The organism is Vibrio sp. T20 (assembly GCF_007858795.1).
In the GTDB taxonomy this organism is placed as follows: domain Bacteria; phylum Pseudomonadota; class Gammaproteobacteria; order Enterobacterales; family Vibrionaceae; genus Vibrio; species Vibrio satsumensis.
Genome location: NZ_VFEB01000196.1, coordinates 1 through 17,985, shown reverse-complemented (window position 1 = coordinate 17,985; position 17,985 = coordinate 1). Strand labels below are relative to the sequence as shown.

Sequence of the window (17,985 nt, the reverse complement as noted above, 5' to 3'; positions counted from 1 at the left end):
TTCAATCGTATCAAAAGACAAATAAAAACGGAGCGCTAGGCTCCGTTTTCTAATTCAATTTTTCCTGGTCATGTCTTAACAGACTAGAACTGAGAGTATTTTTCGTAACGTGAATCACGAAGCGACTCTTTCACTCGTTTTAGGTTCTCTCTGAAACCAGAACCGCGACGCAGTGTAAAGCCAGTCGCTAACACATCAATAACCGTCATTTGAACAACACGGCTTGCCATTGGCATATAAACGTCAGTGTCTTCCGGTACATCCAATGAGATAGAAAGCGAGCTTGCTTTATCTAATGGAGAGTCCTTCGCTGTGATAGCAATAACGGTTGCGCCGTTTTCACGAGCTAGGTTCGCAATCTCAACTTGGCTCTTAGTGCGACCAGTGTGAGAGATAAGAACGATAACGTCGTTATCACTGCAGTTAATGCAGCTCATTCGTTGCATCACGATGTCTTCGAAACAAGTGATTGGGATATTAAAACGAATAAACTTGTTTTGAGCGTCTTTTGCTACGGCAGAAGAGGCACCCAGTCCGAAGAACGAGATGCGTTTTGCTTGAGTCAGCAAGTCGACCGCACGGTTTACTTGCATCGCATCTAGACTGTTTTTAGCAACGTCTAGACATGCCATAGTCGATTCGAAAATCTTATGCGTATAAGCATCTGGACCATCGTCTTCTTCAACGTTACGGTTCACGTAAGGTGTACCGTTCGCCAAGCTTTGAGCTAGGTGAAGTTTGAAGTCAGGGAAGCCCTTAGTGTCTAAACGACGACAGAAGCGGTTAACTGTAGGCTCACTTACGTCAGCCATCTTAGCTAAGGTAGCAATGCTAGAATGGATTGCAGTTTGAGGGGAAGCCATGATTACTTCGGCTACCTTACGCTCAGACTTGCTGAAATTTTCCAGGTTTTTTTGTATTTTTTCTAATGTATTCATAGTGTTCACAAGGGTATAGAGAACAACTTGCCAGTTAATATCTTTTACCAGGGGGTATGGCTGAAACAAATATCAATAATCACAAAACCAAACTTAATTCAGTATCGTAAATACTGCTGCTTCAAATAGATATCAAGCTAACTAGCACCATAGAGTCAGTATAAACCCAACATACTATTTACTAATACAAAAACACGGCATGAATGCTTAAGAATATGACAAACCTCAACAAAATTTTAGAAAAGTACAGAATTGGAAGAGGGTTTGAGCAAAAAGAATGCAAATTGAGTATGAACTGACAGCTTAGTTACATCAAAAAGAAAGAAATTTTCAATTTGATGCAACTAAAATTGAATGGCTATGCGTTGATTTGCGTAACCAACTTGGTGATTTTACCCATCAAGTTAGGCGCTAGTTTAGAGATTTCGCGTTGTTCTTCAAGCACTGAAGAAAGTATCTCATTGCCCGTTAGTGGGTTAGCTAACACGACGCGGAAAACAATGATTGGCTGGTGTGCCCATGTTTCAGGATTTAAGCGAGTACGTGACACAAAAGATTTGCCGGTTTCACGCTGCTTCTTCTGAATAAACTTAGTAAGTTCGTTAAGCAACTCGTTCAGCTGCATGCGTTGTTCAGGCTCCGCTTTAAGTAGCGCAGCTTTAACTGATTCAGGTACATAACGATAAGTCAGCAGGCAAAGCTCTGGCTCTGATACTAACTCAAAATCGCTTTGCTGTTTAATCAGATCGGCAAAGTAACGCGCTTTGTTGATGCTTTGGTCGATCAACAGCTCATAACCTGGGCGGCTAATGATGTGCATAGCTGCGTAAACCAACATCGCCATGCCTGAACGTGAGCCTTCTAATGTATGACTACCTAAGTCTTTAGAACCTTTACGTAGGATGTATTGAGCATGATGCTCAATCGCTGTCATCGCATCTGGCTTCTTAAATAGAACCATTCCTGCACCCATAGGGATGTAAAGCTGTTTGTGCGCATCGATGGTGACAGAGTCAGCCAATTCGATACCATCAAGCAGATGACGATGATTGTTAGACATCAAGGTTGCACCGCCCCAAGCAGCATCCACATGGAAGTGACAATCTGATTCGGCACACACCTCAGCAATGTCTCTTAGCGGGTCGATATTACCGGTTTCGGTTGTACCAGCTACACCAATGACGGCGAAAGGTTTGATCTTGTTCTGTTTGAGCTGCTCAATCTTGAGTCGGAGATCATCCGTACAAATACGGTTGTCGTTATCCGTTTTAACAGACACTAGACCTTCTTGACCAATACCAAGGACATCCGCGGCTTTTTTCAGAGAGTAGTGACCACGTTCAGAGACTAAGATGGCTAGGCCTTCGTAGTCGTAGTGCTTCATGGCTTTAAACAAGCCTTCTTTTTCCACACCTTTGAACGAACCTTGCGCTTTTAGTGCGTTGTTACGTGCAACCCAAAGCGCAGTAATGTTCGCGATGGTACCACCAGAACAAAACGCACCTAAAGAGTGGTTTGCACTGTGCATCCAACGTGAATAAAATTGGTCACTATCTTGATAAATCAGGCGATGTAACATACCCAGAACTTGACGTTCTAGGGGAGTGAAAGCTTTTGAAGTCTCGATTTTTACTAGATTCTGATTCAACGCAATCATGATTTTAGAAAGCGGCATCAGGAAGTACGGCAAAGCAGACGTCATGTGGCCAATGAAACTTGGCGAAGACGTGTGAACCGAATGAGACACAAGAGAATCGAGGAGATGCTCAGTATGTTCAGAAACAAACTCAGGCTGCTCTGGGATATGAGCATTTGAAAAATCTTTCTCAATTTCACGCAGTGGCTTTTCTTCAGCCACAATGTGTTCACGTAAGAATTGATTCAGGTTTCGTGAAAGTTTGTCTTCAATTTGAGTGAGTGTTGAATCTGGGCCTTCCGGTACCGTGAAGATACGTAGAAGACTGTCGAAGCTAACATCTGCTGTTTTTTGTTCCGTAACCATAGCAAGCGAGTTATTTTTCTAATATTGACGCGAGCGGGACAATCTAAACGAAAACGGGAACAATGTCCCGTCTTAATTATGAAATCCAACTTCTCAAAAAAGCATATTAAATGAGTGGTTATTTACACTTAATCGCTTCAAGTTTAGCAATCGACTGGTTGTAGCGTTGAAGCGCTGTGTCGATTTGCTTAGGGTGGCTAAGCAGTTCTGCAAACGCTGAGCGTAGCTCGTAGTTTTGAGCATGAGGCTTTGATTGGCGGTCGTCGAACGTGGTTTTTGCTACTTTGCCTAGTTCGTCATCGCGCTGTGAAAGCGTCTTAATGTCGTGTTGCTCCAGCTGTAGCCAACCTTCAACAGGTTGCTCTGTAGCCACTTTGCTTGAGTCGTTGACTAAGTAGTAGTGAACGGCAGCACGATTTAGCTCAAAGTGGTGCTTACGACCTTCTAGGAACCACTCACTTACTTCTGTTAGCTCTGGATATTGCTCAGAAGTTAATGCAGCAAGGTCAGTATACCAACCTAAAGAAGCGTCGATGTACGCATCATATTTTTTTGCTTGGCACTGGTTTGTCTCAGACATTGAATCTGCTGCAAAAGAGAAAGTAGAAGTTGTAGCTAGCAGTAATGCGACGCAAAGGCGTTTCATAGTGGTTCCTTTTGTAAGTTTATTCTTTTTATAACTTTGTCGTTACAGGGTACCGTGATCGTTATTTGTTGAGCAATGACACTTAGTGCCTTTTTATTTCGGTAACTGTATCGGTGTCTTGGGCATTGGTATTCGAGTTGCATTCTAATCTAAAACAAACGCTATTCCTGCGATCTAGTTAGCAAGAGATACAAAGAACAACATCAATATCGGAACAAGCAAGCTTAGGATAAAGCCACTGACGATAGCGATAGGCACACATCGGACGCCACCTGTTGTTTGAATGACCGGTAGGGTGAAGTCCATCGCCGTAGCACCAGCATAACCAATGGAAGTGCATGGATAGCTGCGAATCAGTACTGGAATCAGTACCAAGGCAACCAACTCTCTTAATAGCTCAAGCATGAAAGATGCGCCGCCATAGACTGGGCCAAAGGCGTCACCCATCAAGATACCTGCCAGAGAGTACCAGCCAAATCCAGAAGACATAGCTAGGGCTTTGAAAAGAGGAATATCAAGAATATAAGCCGCGATCACACCGCCTAACATTGAGGTAGTGATAATCGTGATTGCGATGAACATGCCATGTTTGTTGAGCAGGATCTGACGAAGTGTCAGCCCGCTATTACGCAGTTGAATGCCGATAAAGAAGAGAAGAACAAACAGAATCCATTCGCTTGCGGTATCAACCCAATCAAGGCTAATAGGCATTACTAAACCAGCGATAAGGCCTGAGCCCACCACAAGGATCAGCTTGGCAGACTCCATTGCCATAGAAGATAGGGGCAGTTTCTTGTTACTGCTGTCAGTCTTGAGTGGCAGTAACTTATCAATAGCGGGCAGAGCCATCAGGTTACAAACGCTTAAGCAGACAAAGAAAGTGGCGGTATAAAGAAGGATTGTCTGCAGGTTACTGCCCAGATTATCAAGAGCGGCTAAGCTTAACCCCATTAATGCGAGAATCACGTAGATCAACCGCGATGTTGAGCGGTTGATGAATTCGAGCGTTTGAGTGTTTGAAATAGAAAAAAGATACCCCACGACGAGTGGCGCAAATATAAAGATCATCCCTGTAAACATGCTTTCCTCGTTGCATTTATTTCATATTACATTTACTTGTAATTTAACAGTGACTTAGAAGCCGCTAGTATTGATCACGTCGCTTAGCTTTGCATTAAAATCACGTTTGCTCAAGTTGCTTAATTTATAAAGCACCTCTGCACCCGTCACGTTAAGTTCAACTTCGTGATCATCGATGTTCTCGTCCTTGTTTCTGAACATCAGCAGGTGGTTAGCGATTCGAGCGATATCCAAGTAAGACACTTCACGCTGTTCATGGCTATTGATGGTATTGCTACACACATCAATAAAGTCGCTGTCGAAACCCCAACGGTTAAGTACCAATTTACTGGTCGCAGAGCACTGGCCTTGGAATATTTGTAGGGCGATATTGTGGTCTAGGTAATTGCCGTTCTCAAGGTAAAGGTGGTATTCGCTAACCAAGCAGAACAAGCCAATGTCAGCGAGTAATCCAACAAGCAGTGACTTCTCATGTTCAAGGTAGCGGTATTCAATAGGGGAGAGCTCTTTGAAGCCGTTGGTAACTAATACCATGGTTGCGCCTAGCTCTTTTGACACAGAAGCACTCTGAACCAATAACTCATTACACTCTTTACTTAGGTTGACTGAATGCTTGAGTTGTTCAATAGCCTGAGCCGTAACGATGTCACGCACTCTTAATATACCAAGGCGTGATACGGCCGTCATAATATCGACACAAGTAATGTTGCGCCTGTTGAAAACAACGGAGTTAGCTACGCGAATGACGATAGCTGTGAGGCCTGGATCTTCGAGTAAGCACTCGGCAATTTCGGCAATTCCGGTTGAGTCTAGGGTACAAAGCTTTTGAATTTTCAGTACAACGTTAGGGATAGGAGGAAGTGTTATTTTTCCCGCTGAGATAGAATGGCCAACAAGTTGGGCAAACTCTGATTCTAGACCCTTTAGGAGAAGAGCCTTATTTTGTGGTAGCCAGAAAAACGATAAATGATTCATATAAAAAGTAAAAACATGTATGTTCTTCCATTTTACAAGCCAGGATGCTGGGAGGCAATACTCATCCGACGACATAACCTTTAATAATTTGAAGCGGTGTATCAGTGAGTGTCAAAATTCAAGCATGGTTTGATAGTTTAGTGTGATGTGAATCATGAAAAACCAGAATGCTCAATTGATTGATGTGAACTAAGTCCAGACTTATTTTTCTTTTCGAAGTATGATTTATTTCAAGGTGAAAAACGAAATCATAATATTCACCTAAACAATAAATAGATAAAAATTTTTCGCATAAAAAGCTGCTTGTCTGGTGATCAACCTAATCGGGGTAATTTGATTAAGGATCAACGGATATGACCGAGACAGCATTTATTAATTACGTGAATCAATTTGGTGAGCATCAAAAACGTTCTATGTTTGGAGGTATTGGCCTCTTTCAAAATGACGCTATGTTCGCTTTATTGAGTGAAGGTTGTTTATTCATTAGAGGTGGAAAGTCATTAGATAAGAAACTGACCGATCTTGATTGTGAAAAGTATCGTCATGTAAAAAAACAGACAACAGCAACTGTAAACTACTACGATATTACGGATCTGTTTACCTGTGAACATCCTGAATTGGATTGTATTATTCGTACTTCAATCGATAATTCAATTCAGCAGCGTAGCTTCAAGAAGTCATCAGCTAGCCGTAGATTAAGAGATCTACCAAACATGCAGCTTACATTAGAGCGCATGGTTAAAAAGGCGGGAGTAGATGATGTTTCAATGTTTATGCAGTTGGGCGCGCCTGAAGTGTTTAATAAGGTTCGCGAAGCGTACGGAAACGATGTTGACCTAAAACTACTTTGGAAATTTGCGGGTGCAATTGATGGTATTCACTGGAAACTATTACAAGAGCCACGCAAGCAGCAATTACTAAAGAGCTGCCACTAAAGAAGTTTGCCTTATATGTTTAAGATTACTGTTAATAAATAAAAACCGAGGAATGTCCTCGGTTTTTTTGTTTTTGTCTTAGCTAGTTTGAGAGGCTAAGTGCTCATTAAGAGCTAGCTGGGCTTTAAGTATTAGTACTTGAAGCGAGCAGTGAACATAAGTTGGTCACCGTAGAAGTCGTTAATACGAGCTTCAGCGCCTAGAGAGAATAGCTCTGTAGAGTGGAAACGCGCGTAAACAGAACCTGTCCAATCATCGTTGTCATCGATAGAAACGTAACCACCTTTACCACCAACTTCTAGTTGTGGACCAAGCCATTGACGAACACCAATGTTGATTTCCATACCGATATCAGTAGAGCTTGAGTTCTCAGGCTGAACGATACGAGCTAGCATTTCACCTGTTAGGTCTGCCCAGTTGTTTAACGGAGCGTGGAAACCAAGACCTACAGCAGAGTCGTAATCACCTTCAAATTCAGAGTCGATACGAGCTATAGCGTGAGCGTTCGGGTGAATTGACTTACTGAACGCGCCACCAAATGTTACTGGGCTAGCACCGATACGTGCTTCAAAGTAATCATAGTTAAAGTTGCTCATGACTTGTGGTTGTTCATCAACAGCTAGTGCTTGACCAGAAGCCAATAGCATAGCGGTAGTAAGTAGAATTTTGCGCATAACGACCGTAAACCTATATATAGTTAGTGTTAATTCCTTTGGTTTGAGACAAATCGGCAAACCATAAACATTGAGACAGTTTAATCTAACTCACGGAAAAGTAATCCTTTAAAATGTAAATCCTTACTCATTTAGTTAAAAAATAAGCAAATTAAGGATCAGTCTGCAACGGAGATCTCATGTTTTAGGGCGAATAAGGAAAATAGACGAGCAAATTATCCAAAATTTATATGTATTTGGACGGTTCTTATATCGGATGCTGCTTTTCTCAGTGTCTATTAACTATTCAGTGCTATTCACCAAAGCTGGTGCGTTTATCCGCCATTGAAGTCAGTATGCGCTCGGTATCTAAGATGGAAGTCCAGTTAAGCAATTGCTTGTCGTTGGCAATGACATAGTCAGTCAATTGTTGAGTAATCGTGTCTCTCAGTTGGTCACCTTGCCAAGGTTTTGAAATATAGAAATCAAGTGCAGCGTTGTTAATGGCCGTGACGGTATCTTCCAGCCCAGCTTGCCCGGTGAGCAGCAGTTTACGTGTTGGCTTAGTCGCGTCGTGTTGGTTGAGTTCGATCAGAAAATCGATGCCTGTCTTTTCTGGCATGATGTGGTCACACAAGATCAAAGCGAGCTTAATACCATCTTGTCCCATTTCTTTAATGACTTGTTTAGCTTCGTCAACCGATTCTGCACCTTCCACGATAAAGTCCTCTTCAAATACAGCTAAGTCTTGAAGGACACTGTTGAGGACCTCAGGTTCATCATCGACACATAAAATTAAGTACTTATTCATGAGGTGCTCCTTCTTGTTTGAATGGAAGCCACACTTGCATGTGAGTATGGCTACCTACCTCAGACTCAACCAAAATAAACCCTTGATGAGCCGAAACGATTTGTTGTGAAATGGATAACCCAATCCCTAAACCAAAGTTGCCTTCTTTTTTGGTCGTGAAATTTGGGTTGAAAATGGTGTTGATGTCTTCTTTGGCAATCCCGTGGCCAGTATCGGATATTTGCACCACAAGAAACGTGTCGTCGCCTTTTGTCTGTTGAGAGGTAGTAATGGACACTTTTCCTCGTTCGGAAAGGGCGTCAAGTGCATTGGAGATGAGGTTCGTCCACACTTGTTGCAGCGAGAGCGACTGGCACAATAAAGGCGGTAAGTCAGTGTCGTAATGCTTTTCCAGTTGGTGATGTTTGAGCCTGTTTTCAAAGATCACTAAGGTATCTTCAAGCCCTTCGTGGATATCTGTGTAGTGGCGAACTTCTTCATCTTCCCGGGCATAGCTTTTTAGGCTTTTGACCATGTCGGCAATACGCTTGCTGCACACTTGAATTGAGCGGATAGAGTTTCCAACATAGTGGTAATGCTCTAAGTCATTAAGCAGTTCTTTGCCTGCGACAGGGGACTCTTTCAAGGTGTCTAGTACCGAAGAATCTTGACTTAGGTTTAGTCTCACTGCCTTTTTTGCTAAAGCTCGGTCATCAATAGTCGATGTAAGATGTTTTACGAGCTGTCTTTCTTGAGCCGTCGACAGTGGCTTAGCTAACTTTGAATGTGCAAGTACGTCAGTCCCTTTATTGGACTCTGGGACGGATAGGTTTGCCAATATCTGGTCGAGATGTTCTGACAGAGTTTCGATGCTTCTCAATATTGCTGCAATCGGGTTATTCAGCTCATGTGCGACTCCCGCGACAAGCTGACCTAGCATTGCCATTTTTTCCTTCTCTATCAGTTGTTGATGAGCAGACTCGAGTGATTCCAACGTTTGCTGCAGTTTGATCTTATTGGTGATACTTCTTTGTAGGCGCCGGTTAAAGTGACGAAGCAATAGATTAGTAAATAGCGGCAGCAAGGTATTGTTGGAATGCATCACCTGAGCAAAGCTATCTTTATCCAGCTTGATAACGCGTGTTTGCGTTAGGGTTATCGCGGTAGAAAAGGAGGGCTCACCGGTCACGAATGACATCCCGCCGACAATGTTCCCCTTGGAGTGACGTACCACTTCTCGCTGTTGCCCCAACTCATCTTTCTTGTAGAGCGCAGCTTCCCCCTCAATGATTAGCCATAAAAAGCGATTGTCTTCACCTTCAACAGTGAGTAGATGTTCAGGGGAGTAGTTACGGACAGCCTTGTTTTTGTCATCTTTCGAAAATACATCTTGTAAGGCGCTAACGACACGTTCTGCAAGTGCATTATCAGAAAGCTGGTGGTAGTCGTGAATAAAACCCGATTGAAAAGAGTGAATCTTTTTCTCGATGTGGGCTCTGAGTAAGCGCTGTTGATCCAATGCGCCGCTGTAAGACAACAGGTTTTCGGAGTCGTATTGGATAACGAAAGACGTTAGCTCTTTTTGCGCTGATTTGAACAGAACCTGATCTTGAACTGGTTTGGTTAGACAGTGGTTGAGTCGGCCTTCATTCACTGCGGTCAGAATGGATTGAATGTCTGACGAGGCGCTGACTAATATCGTTCTTGCGGTATTACTATGGGGCAGTTGTTCCAGTTCAATAAGAAATTGCACGCCATTAAATTCAGAATGATGATGGGTGATCACCAAGGCAACGGTTTGGTGGTGATCATGGATATCTTCTAATGCTTGGTGCGCGTCTTCTATGTTCTCGGCAGTATAAATATCGAATACAGAAGCTAATGGAGCCAGCTCCGAACGTATTCTTTCAATGCTAACCGGATTATTGTCCAAGCAGATAACAGCGTATTGATTCACAGTTCAACCTTAGTAGTAGCGACGCTTCTAGCCTAGCAAGAACTGCTCAGCAAGGATGAGAGCTAGCCTTTAATTTACTGAGGCAATTGAAGTATCGAGCAATAGACTGATTTAACTCAATGTTTCTTGTTTGCTACTGATGGGTTAGACTAAAAAAAACAGACTAGTGTAGAAAGAGAACTCATGGAACAGTTAAGAAAAATTGGTGCAATTGGCGGAGCAATCTCATTAGCACTTTGCTGGCCGCTAGCGGTTGGACAAATTGGACAAAATGCGATTACCGATGGCGTTGCAAAGCTTAACAATTCAAGCATTCAAGCTGAGATCGTAGAATACGATAGAGGTTACTTGTCTTCCAACGTAACCACTCGTTTAACTGTGACGGATGAAAACCTGAAAGAGCAACTTGCGATCGATGGCCTGCCGAGTGAGTTTGTCATCAATAGTGCGGTTAGCCACGGTTTGGTGAGCCTAAATGCACTGTCGACGTTTGAGAATACTGATATTCTGCCTCTAACTCTGACAACTAGCACTGAGCTAAACGGCAACACTGATTTTAACTTCGAGTTAAGCCAGTTCAATCATCAAGGCTCTGATGAGAATGGTACTTCGGTATCGATCACTAAATCGAATCTTTCTGGCCATGCTACTGTTTTAGGGCAGGTTGATTACGAGCTTTCTATTCCTTCAGTTCAAATTGATTTCGAAACCGGTGAAGAGGTAACGCTGTCTAATTTGAAAGGTGTTGGTTCAGGCCAACAAGCGAAAGGCTACTGGTTAGGAACCCAGAATTTCACTATCGATAGCTTCTTGGTTTCAGATTCTGCAATGCAGCCATTCATGACCATTGAAAACTCTAAGTACGATTTTGAATCGCACCTAGATGAAGCGACTAAGCGCCTGCGCAGCAATCTTAAACTGGATATCGCAAATATCGAGACCAGTGAAGGTCAGTTGAACAACTTAAACGTTGATTTTGAAATATCGAAATTAGATAGCGAATCATTCGAGAAAATCTTTGAGATTTACCAATCTAATCCAGTGCTGACGCAAGAAGACATCGCAGAGATCATTCCATTTATCGATATCCTGTTTGCTAAAGGCTTTGACCTTTCAATGAACAACATGTCGCTAGAACTAGGCAAGGGTCAATTCGAATCTAAGTGGTTGGTGAGCGTACCGGAAGGGACAGAAAATATCAGCAGCAACCCTTCGATGATCATGCCTGCATTAACGGGCAACGTTCACTCTAGCTTCTCAAATGAGCTTGTTGAAGAATACCCATTCATCCGTGAAGGTATCGATGAATTGCTTGTGATGGAAATGATCAAGCAAACAGAAAGTGGTTATGAAATCAGTGCTGACTTAGAAAATGGAAACCTAGTGTTCGAAAATGGACAAGAAATTCCGTTAATCGCTCTACTTATGCCAGTTTTTGTTCAATAAACTGAGCTAGCTTTGATACTGATAGGGTGATTTAGCAGGTTAAGCTTAAACATTTTATACGGTACAAAACAAAAGAGGTCTTAAGACCTCTTTTGTTGTTTTTATGTTGGGTAAAACATGGTATTACTTGCATAGTTATTATTTAGCAGGAGCAATCATCCCCATGGAACTTACATTAGATAACGTATTCAACTTCAGTGCAGGTCCAGCCGCACTGCCTAAACCTGTAATGAAACAAGCGCAAGCAGACTTTATTGATTGGAATGGTTTAGGGACTTCCGTGATGGAAATTAGCCATCGCAGCAAGGAATTTATTCAAGTTGCTGACGAGTCCGAACAGGACTTACGTGATCTTCTGAACATCCCAGACAATTACAAAGTTCTTTTCTGTCAGGGGGGCGCTCGTGCTCAATTCGCTGCTGTTCCTCTAAACCTTTTAGGTGATGCGACGAAAGCGACTTACATCGATGCAGGTTACTGGGCGGAAAGTGCGGTAACTGAAGCAAGCAAGTACTGTGAGATCGATGTATTCAACGCGAAGACGTCAATTGATGGAAAAGCAGCGGTTGTTCCCGCTAAAGATTGGAAAATCGATCCAGAAGCGGCGTACGTACATTTCTGTCCAAACGAAACCATCGATGGTATTGAAATCAGCGAGCTTCCTCAAACTGATAAGCCAATCGTGGCGGACATGTCATCTAACATTCTGTCTCGTAAGATCGATGTGTCTCAGTACGGTGTTATCTACGCGGGCGCGCAAAAGAATATCGGTCCGGCTGGTATCTGCATCGCTATCGTACGTGATGATTTGCTAGATCTTGCAAATGACGTGTTGCCGAGTATTCTGAACTACAAAGTACTTGCTGAAAAAGACTCAATGTTCAACACACCACCAACGTACGCTTGGTACCTATCAGGCCTTGTGTTCAAGTGGCTGAAAGCTCAAGGTGGTGTTGAAACGATGGAATTGGTGAATAAAGAGAAAGCAGCGTTGCTTTACAATGCTATCGATAGCTCAGTTTTCTACAAAAACGATGTTCACACTGCAAACCGTTCAAGAATGAACGTACCGTTCCAACTTGCGAAACCTGAACTAGATGGCAAGTTCTTAGAATTGGCTGACGCTGCGGGTCTGAAATCACTAAAAGGCCATAGAGCTGTAGGTGGCATGAGAGCTTCGCTTTACAATGCGATGTCTCTAGAAGGTGTGCAAGCGCTTGTAAGCTTCATGAAAGATTTCGAAGAGAAGTACGCTTAATCTGGTCACACGAGATTAAACCATTCAAAGAGGAGCTATTAGCTCCTCTTTTTCTTTTTTAGCCCTTCAACCACTTCCCAGTAACACTAACTATTTTTTGCTGTTTAAACGAAATTGCTGCGGCGTGACGTTAAAATATGCTCTAAACGTCTTGATGTACGATGAGTCGTTTTGATAACCAACCAGGTCAGCAATTCGTTGAATCGAGAGTTCTTCATCAAGCAAAGATAATGAATAAATCAGTCGAATTTGTTGTCGCCACAGCTGAAATGACGTGTTGAATTCTTTTGAGAATAATCGCGATAATGTTCGTTCCGATGCTCCGACTTTTTCTCCCCATTCTTTGAGTGACAAGTCTAAATTTGGCTCATCAGTGAGGGCTTCAAATATCAACTTCAAACGCCTGTCTTGTGGCAATAACAGCTGAAATGTTTGCACGTTGTCTTTCATTATTTGGTCGTGCAATACGGACAGTAGGCGAGACACTTCTTCATCGCTCACCAAGCCCTCACACTGTCTTCGAATTTCTTGTAATAGCTCATTTAGAAAGGGAGTAAGTGTGATGGTTCGAACTTCGGGCTCATACTCCTTTCCAAAGGCTGGGTTAAGGTAAATACCAACAAACGTGGTATGGCTCAATGCGATAGACTCATGTGAAATACCGGCAGGTACAAATAAAGCCGATGTGTGCGGCACAAGGTGTTGATAGTGTTCTGTTTGAGTCTGTAGCAAACCTTTGAGTGGAAAGATCACTTGATGCCATGTGTGCTGGTGCATCGCATCGATGTAACCTTTCGGCATGTCGATAGTCTTAACGAGCGCGGGCGAATTTGGATTAGCGACCATCATCCTATTGGAGGTGACAACTCCGGTACGAGAATCAATTTGGCGGGTTAGCATGGTTAAGTGTCCTTATATCCCTACCTAGACGGGCGACCCTAGGCTATCATGCTCGGCAAAGAGAATGAAGTTGAGTAGCAGTGTCGTTTTATTTCACGCAGTTCAGCAAGTATGTTTTCAGTAAGAAGGAAGGGATATGAAGAAGTTAGGCGTAGTAAATAGTGTATTGGTAGGAAAAATTGTCGCCTTCGCACACGGAGCAAAAAGTGCTATTGATAAGCAAGTTTTATCAGAGCGCCAATACGCGACAGAGCTTGGTTTTACCAACGATGAACAAGGTGATCCGCGTTTCCATGGCGGCATTCAAAAAGCCCTTCATATCTACCCAAGCGAGCACTATTCAGTTTGGCAGAAAGAGTTAGGTGACAAAGGTATCTTTCAATTTTCAGGTGCATTTGGTGAGAACCTAAGCTCAAGTGGCATCACGGAACAATCTATTTGTTTGAAAGATAAGGTTCGTATCGGATCAACATTATTGGAAGTCTCACAAGGGCGTATGCCTTGCTGGAAACTCAATGTGCGATTCGAGCAGAACGATATGGCGAGAAGACTGCAAGACACGCTTCGAACAGGCTGGTATTTCCGTGTATTGGAAGAGGGCGATATTGGCGCAGGTGACGAGATTATTCTGTGTGAAAGGCCATACCCAGATTGGTCGCTCGCTCGTATCATGGGGGCTGTTTTCACAGGTAGTTTAGATAAAGAAGAGCTAAGTCAGATGGCTGAACTGCCATTGGTTGAATCATGGGGAGCGCTTGTTGCACGTCGCCTTGAAACAGGAAAAGTCGAAGACTGGGAAATGCGCTTGGTTGGGCCTACTGCGGTATAAAGCCAGTAGTGAAATTAAGAAAGCCCGCTAATTGCACATAGCGGGTTTTTTAATAGTGACAAATTTTCACTTTCAGTGTGGCTATAACCAGAAACTCTTCAAAGGCATCTCAGCATCAAAGTGATGAGCAATCTGCGCTTGGAGTAGCTCAGCAGTCGCAATCGCGTCAGTTAATGCATGATGCGGTGTGTAGTCGGGTAGGTGGTATCGACGACGACTTTGGCCAAGTCTTACTGAGGCTGGTTTCTTACCTTTGAGCTTGTTCCACAGGCCACCGGCTAGCTTGTTCTGGATTTGAGATTCAATCTCGAGCGTGTCGAGGACTGGAAATTCGATCCCTTCACCTAATCTCACTTTCAATGCATTATCCAAGAAGTCCCGTTCGATACGGCGATAATGAACCACTGGGATATGTCCCCCCATCGCTTCTAATATCTCATCCAACACTTCGCTAAGATCTGGCGCATCAATGATGTCGTTGTGAGTGATGCCATGAATTACCACAGAATCTTCTTCCAACTTCTGCTTTGGCCGCAGTGTCCAGTGCCTGGCTTGTCGCAAGTAAATACGATTGAGCGTAAACGGGACAAGGCCAATGGTGATGATGCCATCTTTGTTTGGATTTAAGCCTGTTGTCTCAAAGTCGACCGCTAAGAACATCACTTCTGAAATTGGCGTATCAGGCGCGGGAAGAGGCTGGCTATAAAAGTGCTTTAAGCGCTCATCTCTCGCTCTTTCTAGCTTCTGAGCAAACTTAAATGGCCAATCGACCGCAGGTGATCTGAATAGTTTGTTCATAGGCCCTACTTAAACTTATTGCTGGCTTGATAACGGAACTTAAGGAAGTTTTGCGCATTACTTAATATTTGGAATGCATCCTTAAGGTTACGTCGCTCGAAGTCAGACAGGTTCTCTGGTTCGATGTTGTTATCAGGCTCGACATTATTATCAACATCGTGTGCTTGGTGGCGAATACGAACCAGAGAGATAAACTCCATCGCATCTTTCAAATCTTGAGCTCGACCTTTTGGCAGAATACCTGCGTCGATAATGTCATCTAAACGTTCGAATGAGTTCTTAGAACGAGAGCCCACTGCCAATGAATGAACACGAATCAAATCTGCTAATGGCGCAGTACCACGGCGCTTAAGGTTGATGGAGTTGTTATGACGGCCATCTTTCTCCATCACGAAGTCTTTAAAGAAACCAAGTGGCGGCGTACGGTTGAGTGCGTTACGTGCAAGACAGGCTAAGAAGCGGTTGTTTTTACGTGCGCGTCGAACGATAAAGCTGTTTAATTGCTCAGCCCACTTCAGGCGGCCATAAACGCCATCCAGGTCGAAGAAGATTGAAGCATTCAACAGTGCTTTCGGGTTCGGGTCATCAATCCAATCGGCAAAGCACTCTTCCCATTCTCTACGAGTCATACGCCATGTTGGGTTAGTCGCCATGATGTCACCTGTACAGTACACATAGCCACATTGGTCTAAGCCGTCACAAATGAATTTTGAGAGCTCTTCAAAGTACTTGCCGTGCTTTTTCTCATCGTAGGTATCATCAAGAATAATTGCGTTATCTTGGTCAGTAACGAGCAACTGCTCATCACGCCCCATCGAGCCGAGTGCGAGGAAACAATAAGGAATAGGAGCCTTGCCCAACTTCTCTTCACCCAGTTCGATAATACGTTGCTTAAAGCTACGACCAATTACCGACATTGCAGTACCCACCATGTGGGCGTTGGCATCTTCGTTAACCAAGCGCACAAAGCTGTCTTTTACTTGTTCAGAAAGCACCTTCAGGTCTTCAATACTCTGTTGCTGGAAGATACTGCTCACAAGCAATAGTGAGTTTTGAGACTCGTAACGGACAATATCAGTCGCTTCGATAATACCGATAGGCTTCTTATCTTTAAGCACCGGCAAGTGATGCACGTTGTAGCGAAGCATGGTCATCATGGCTTCGTATACGTAGGCATTGTGGTCGAGTGAGATAACCTCTGGCGTCATCACACTGGATACCTCGTCCGATGGGTCTAGACCTTCGGCGAGTACACGCGTACATAAATCTCGGTCAGTGATGATGCCGATCACTGGTGTTGAGTCATCTTCATCATCTTCAACGATATCTGGGTCGATGATAAGCAAAGAGGACACATTATCTTGTGCCATCATGGTTGCAGCTTGCTGAATAGTGCGCGTTTTTTCGATCATTGGCGCTTCGCTGGTCAGCAGCGTTTTTACTTTGGATGTCGTTAGGTCGTTCGCGTCGTTACTGTCTGAGTTGGCTTGGCGTAGTCGCGCGTTATCTTCTACTTCTACGAAATCGGCAAAGGAGTCGTAGTTGTCGTAGAGCTCTTGGAAGATAGGCTCAGGAATGCAGTAGAGCAGGGTGTCTTCGGTCGCTTTAACTGGGAAACGCACCTTGTTGTTGGTCAGTAGGCCCATTTGACCGAATAAGTGGCCTTCATCAAGGCGGTTATAGAGTTCGCCTTTACGACGGTAGACTTCGACTTCGCCACTTCGAACGATGTATAAGTCATGAATTTGATCACCAAAGTGAATGATCGGGGTATCTTGGCGGTAATAAGAAATTTCCACGCTACTGGTCACTTTCGCCAACATCTCCTCAGGGAGTTCTGTGAAAGGGGGGTATTGCGCCAGAAAGTTTTGAATCTCTAATAACTCAGCATCCATAATGATCATCCATTGGTTTGTATGATTTCATGGTACAACATTTGATAATATTTTGCCGTCACAAATCAATCTGTGAGCCAAAACCTTTTTAAAGTCTTATGGATAGACTAACCTTTCAATTAATGGAGTGACAGTTTAAGGATGATAGGAATGTCGAAGTGGAAGCTTAGTTTTGTATCTGCGGTTTTTATGTTTTCTCCAAGTTTGTGGGCGGACACTAACGCAGTGGATATTTTGGATTACGACCATATTTATGCCACGGCGCATTCGGGCAGTTTAAATGAAGATGCAGGCAGTAATAACAATGCCTCGTCGTATGGATTAGGCGTCAGTTACGCGATGACGGATGATTGGTTGTTGCTGGGAGACTACAGCGCACGCTTTATTCACCCTGATGACACCACAACTCGAATTGATACGCTGATGCCAGGTGTTGGTTACCGTTACAGCATTAAGAAAGATTTAGATATAGTGGCTTACTACCTGCTTGGTATCACGAAAGGTAAGGTTGAAGATAATGACACTAACCGAACTGAATCTTCAGACACTGAGTTCATCCAAGGGGTAAAAGCCGAACTTAACTATGGTTTTGCAAAACGTTGGGTAGCTAACGGGAGTGTGCAATTGAATCGAAGTGATCTGTTTGATGAAGAGATTTATCACTTAGGTTTACGCTATCTGGTGACCAATAAGTTTGCGATTGGTGGCTCATACCAACATCGAGATGGAGAAGGCAAGATTCGTAGCGAACGAACCAATGAGCTGGGAGTGGAGTTTTTCTTAGAATATTAGTTAGTGATATTGAGACTAAGTACGTCAACAGTTGATACATCAATGTTCAGACACAAAAAAGCCAGCTTAATTGAAGTGACCCCGTAAAGTT

At 43.4% G+C, this 17,985-nt stretch carries 16 protein-coding genes; 5 read left to right on the top strand and 11 right to left on the bottom strand.

Features of this window, described 5'->3' with window-relative positions:
- Positions 1 to 83: 83 nt before the first annotated feature.
- From FTW16_RS21080 to FTW16_RS21060, 5 genes are all read right to left on the bottom strand, one after another.
- Entirely contained in the window at positions 84 to 938 is an 855-nt protein-coding gene (locus tag FTW16_RS21080) for a MurR/RpiR family transcriptional regulator (RefSeq protein ID WP_004734686.1), read from the bottom strand.
- Positions 939 to 1,296: 358 nt separating this feature from the next.
- Positions 1,297 to 2,940, bottom strand: a complete 1,644-nt coding sequence (gene panP, locus FTW16_RS21075; RefSeq protein WP_146492363.1) for a pyridoxal-dependent aspartate 1-decarboxylase PanP — start codon at positions 2,938 to 2,940, stop codon at positions 1,297 to 1,299.
- A gap of 118 nt (positions 2,941 to 3,058) precedes the next feature.
- A complete protein-coding gene (locus FTW16_RS21070) occupies positions 3,059 to 3,586 on the bottom strand; it encodes a hypothetical protein (RefSeq protein ID WP_146492362.1) in 528 nt (175 codons plus the stop codon).
- Positions 3,587 to 3,760: 174 nt separating this feature from the next.
- Entirely contained in the window at positions 3,761 to 4,666 is a 906-nt protein-coding gene (locus FTW16_RS21065) for a lysine exporter LysO family protein (protein ID WP_146492361.1), read from the bottom strand.
- A 54-nt stretch (positions 4,667 to 4,720) separates the two neighbouring features.
- Complete coding sequence (locus tag FTW16_RS21060; protein ID WP_146492360.1) at positions 4,721 to 5,641, bottom strand: HDOD domain-containing protein; 921 nt, start codon at positions 5,639 to 5,641, stop codon at positions 4,721 to 4,723.
- Positions 5,642 to 5,994: 353 nt separating this feature from the next.
- Here FTW16_RS21060 and FTW16_RS21055 point away from each other — a divergent pair, with 353 nt between their 5' ends.
- Positions 5,995 to 6,576 carry a TfoX/Sxy family DNA transformation protein gene (locus FTW16_RS21055; protein ID WP_060982740.1) on the top strand — a complete coding sequence of 194 codons (582 nt, stop codon included), beginning with the start codon at positions 5,995 to 5,997 and terminating at the stop codon, positions 6,574 to 6,576.
- Between the two features lie 131 nt (positions 6,577 to 6,707).
- Here the strand turns inward: FTW16_RS21055 and FTW16_RS21050 are convergent, their stop codons facing one another.
- From FTW16_RS21050 to FTW16_RS21040, 3 genes are all read right to left on the bottom strand, one after another.
- Positions 6,708 to 7,250 carry a hypothetical protein gene (locus FTW16_RS21050; protein WP_060982739.1) on the bottom strand — a complete coding sequence of 181 codons (543 nt, stop codon included), beginning with the start codon at positions 7,248 to 7,250 and terminating at the stop codon, positions 6,708 to 6,710.
- Positions 7,251 to 7,542: 292 nt separating this feature from the next.
- A complete protein-coding gene (locus tag FTW16_RS21045; RefSeq protein ID WP_146492359.1) occupies positions 7,543 to 8,040 on the bottom strand; it encodes a response regulator in 498 nt (165 codons plus the stop codon).
- Positions 8,033 to 9,976, bottom strand: a complete 1,944-nt coding sequence (locus tag FTW16_RS21040) for an ATP-binding protein (RefSeq protein WP_146492358.1) — start codon at positions 9,974 to 9,976, stop codon at positions 8,033 to 8,035. The genes FTW16_RS21045 and FTW16_RS21040 overlap by 8 nt, the downstream gene beginning before the upstream one ends.
- Positions 9,977 to 10,159: 183 nt before the next feature.
- Between FTW16_RS21040 and FTW16_RS21035 the strand changes: the two genes are divergently transcribed.
- Positions 10,160 to 11,422: a DUF945 family protein gene (locus FTW16_RS21035; protein WP_146492357.1), complete on the top strand. Its 1,263-nt coding sequence runs from the start codon at positions 10,160 to 10,162 to the stop codon at positions 11,420 to 11,422.
- A 163-nt stretch (positions 11,423 to 11,585) separates the two neighbouring features.
- On the top strand, positions 11,586 to 12,680 hold the full coding sequence (serC, locus tag FTW16_RS21030) for a 3-phosphoserine/phosphohydroxythreonine transaminase (RefSeq protein WP_146492356.1): 1,095 nt from the start codon (positions 11,586 to 11,588) through the stop codon (positions 12,678 to 12,680).
- 90 nt (positions 12,681 to 12,770) lie between these two features.
- On the opposite strand, the gene FTW16_RS21025 is transcribed toward serC, so the two are convergent.
- Positions 12,771 to 13,580, bottom strand: coding sequence for an AraC family transcriptional regulator (locus FTW16_RS21025; protein ID WP_146492355.1), 810 nt, complete (start codon positions 13,578 to 13,580; stop codon positions 12,771 to 12,773).
- 136 nt (positions 13,581 to 13,716) lie between these two features.
- Here FTW16_RS21025 and FTW16_RS21020 point away from each other — a divergent pair, with 136 nt between their 5' ends.
- Positions 13,717 to 14,409, top strand: a complete 693-nt coding sequence (locus FTW16_RS21020; protein WP_123325959.1) for an MOSC domain-containing protein — start codon at positions 13,717 to 13,719, stop codon at positions 14,407 to 14,409.
- A gap of 81 nt (positions 14,410 to 14,490) precedes the next feature.
- Here the strand turns inward: FTW16_RS21020 and FTW16_RS21015 are convergent, their stop codons facing one another.
- The gene (locus tag FTW16_RS21015) at positions 14,491 to 15,207 is read right to left on the bottom strand and encodes a 3'-5' exonuclease (protein ID WP_123325961.1); all 717 of its coding nucleotides are present in this window, start codon (positions 15,205 to 15,207) and stop codon (positions 14,491 to 14,493) included.
- A 5-nt stretch (positions 15,208 to 15,212) separates the two neighbouring features.
- Positions 15,213 to 17,102: a DUF294 nucleotidyltransferase-like domain-containing protein gene (locus FTW16_RS21010; protein WP_086713110.1), complete on the bottom strand. Its 1,890-nt coding sequence runs from the start codon at positions 17,100 to 17,102 to the stop codon at positions 15,213 to 15,215.
- A gap of 150 nt (positions 17,103 to 17,252) precedes the next feature.
- On the opposite strand from FTW16_RS21010, the gene FTW16_RS21005 reads away from it, so the two are divergent.
- Positions 17,253 to 17,894, top strand: coding sequence for an outer membrane beta-barrel protein (locus FTW16_RS21005; protein WP_146492354.1), 642 nt, complete (start codon positions 17,253 to 17,255; stop codon positions 17,892 to 17,894).
- Positions 17,895 to 17,985 lie beyond the last annotated feature (91 nt).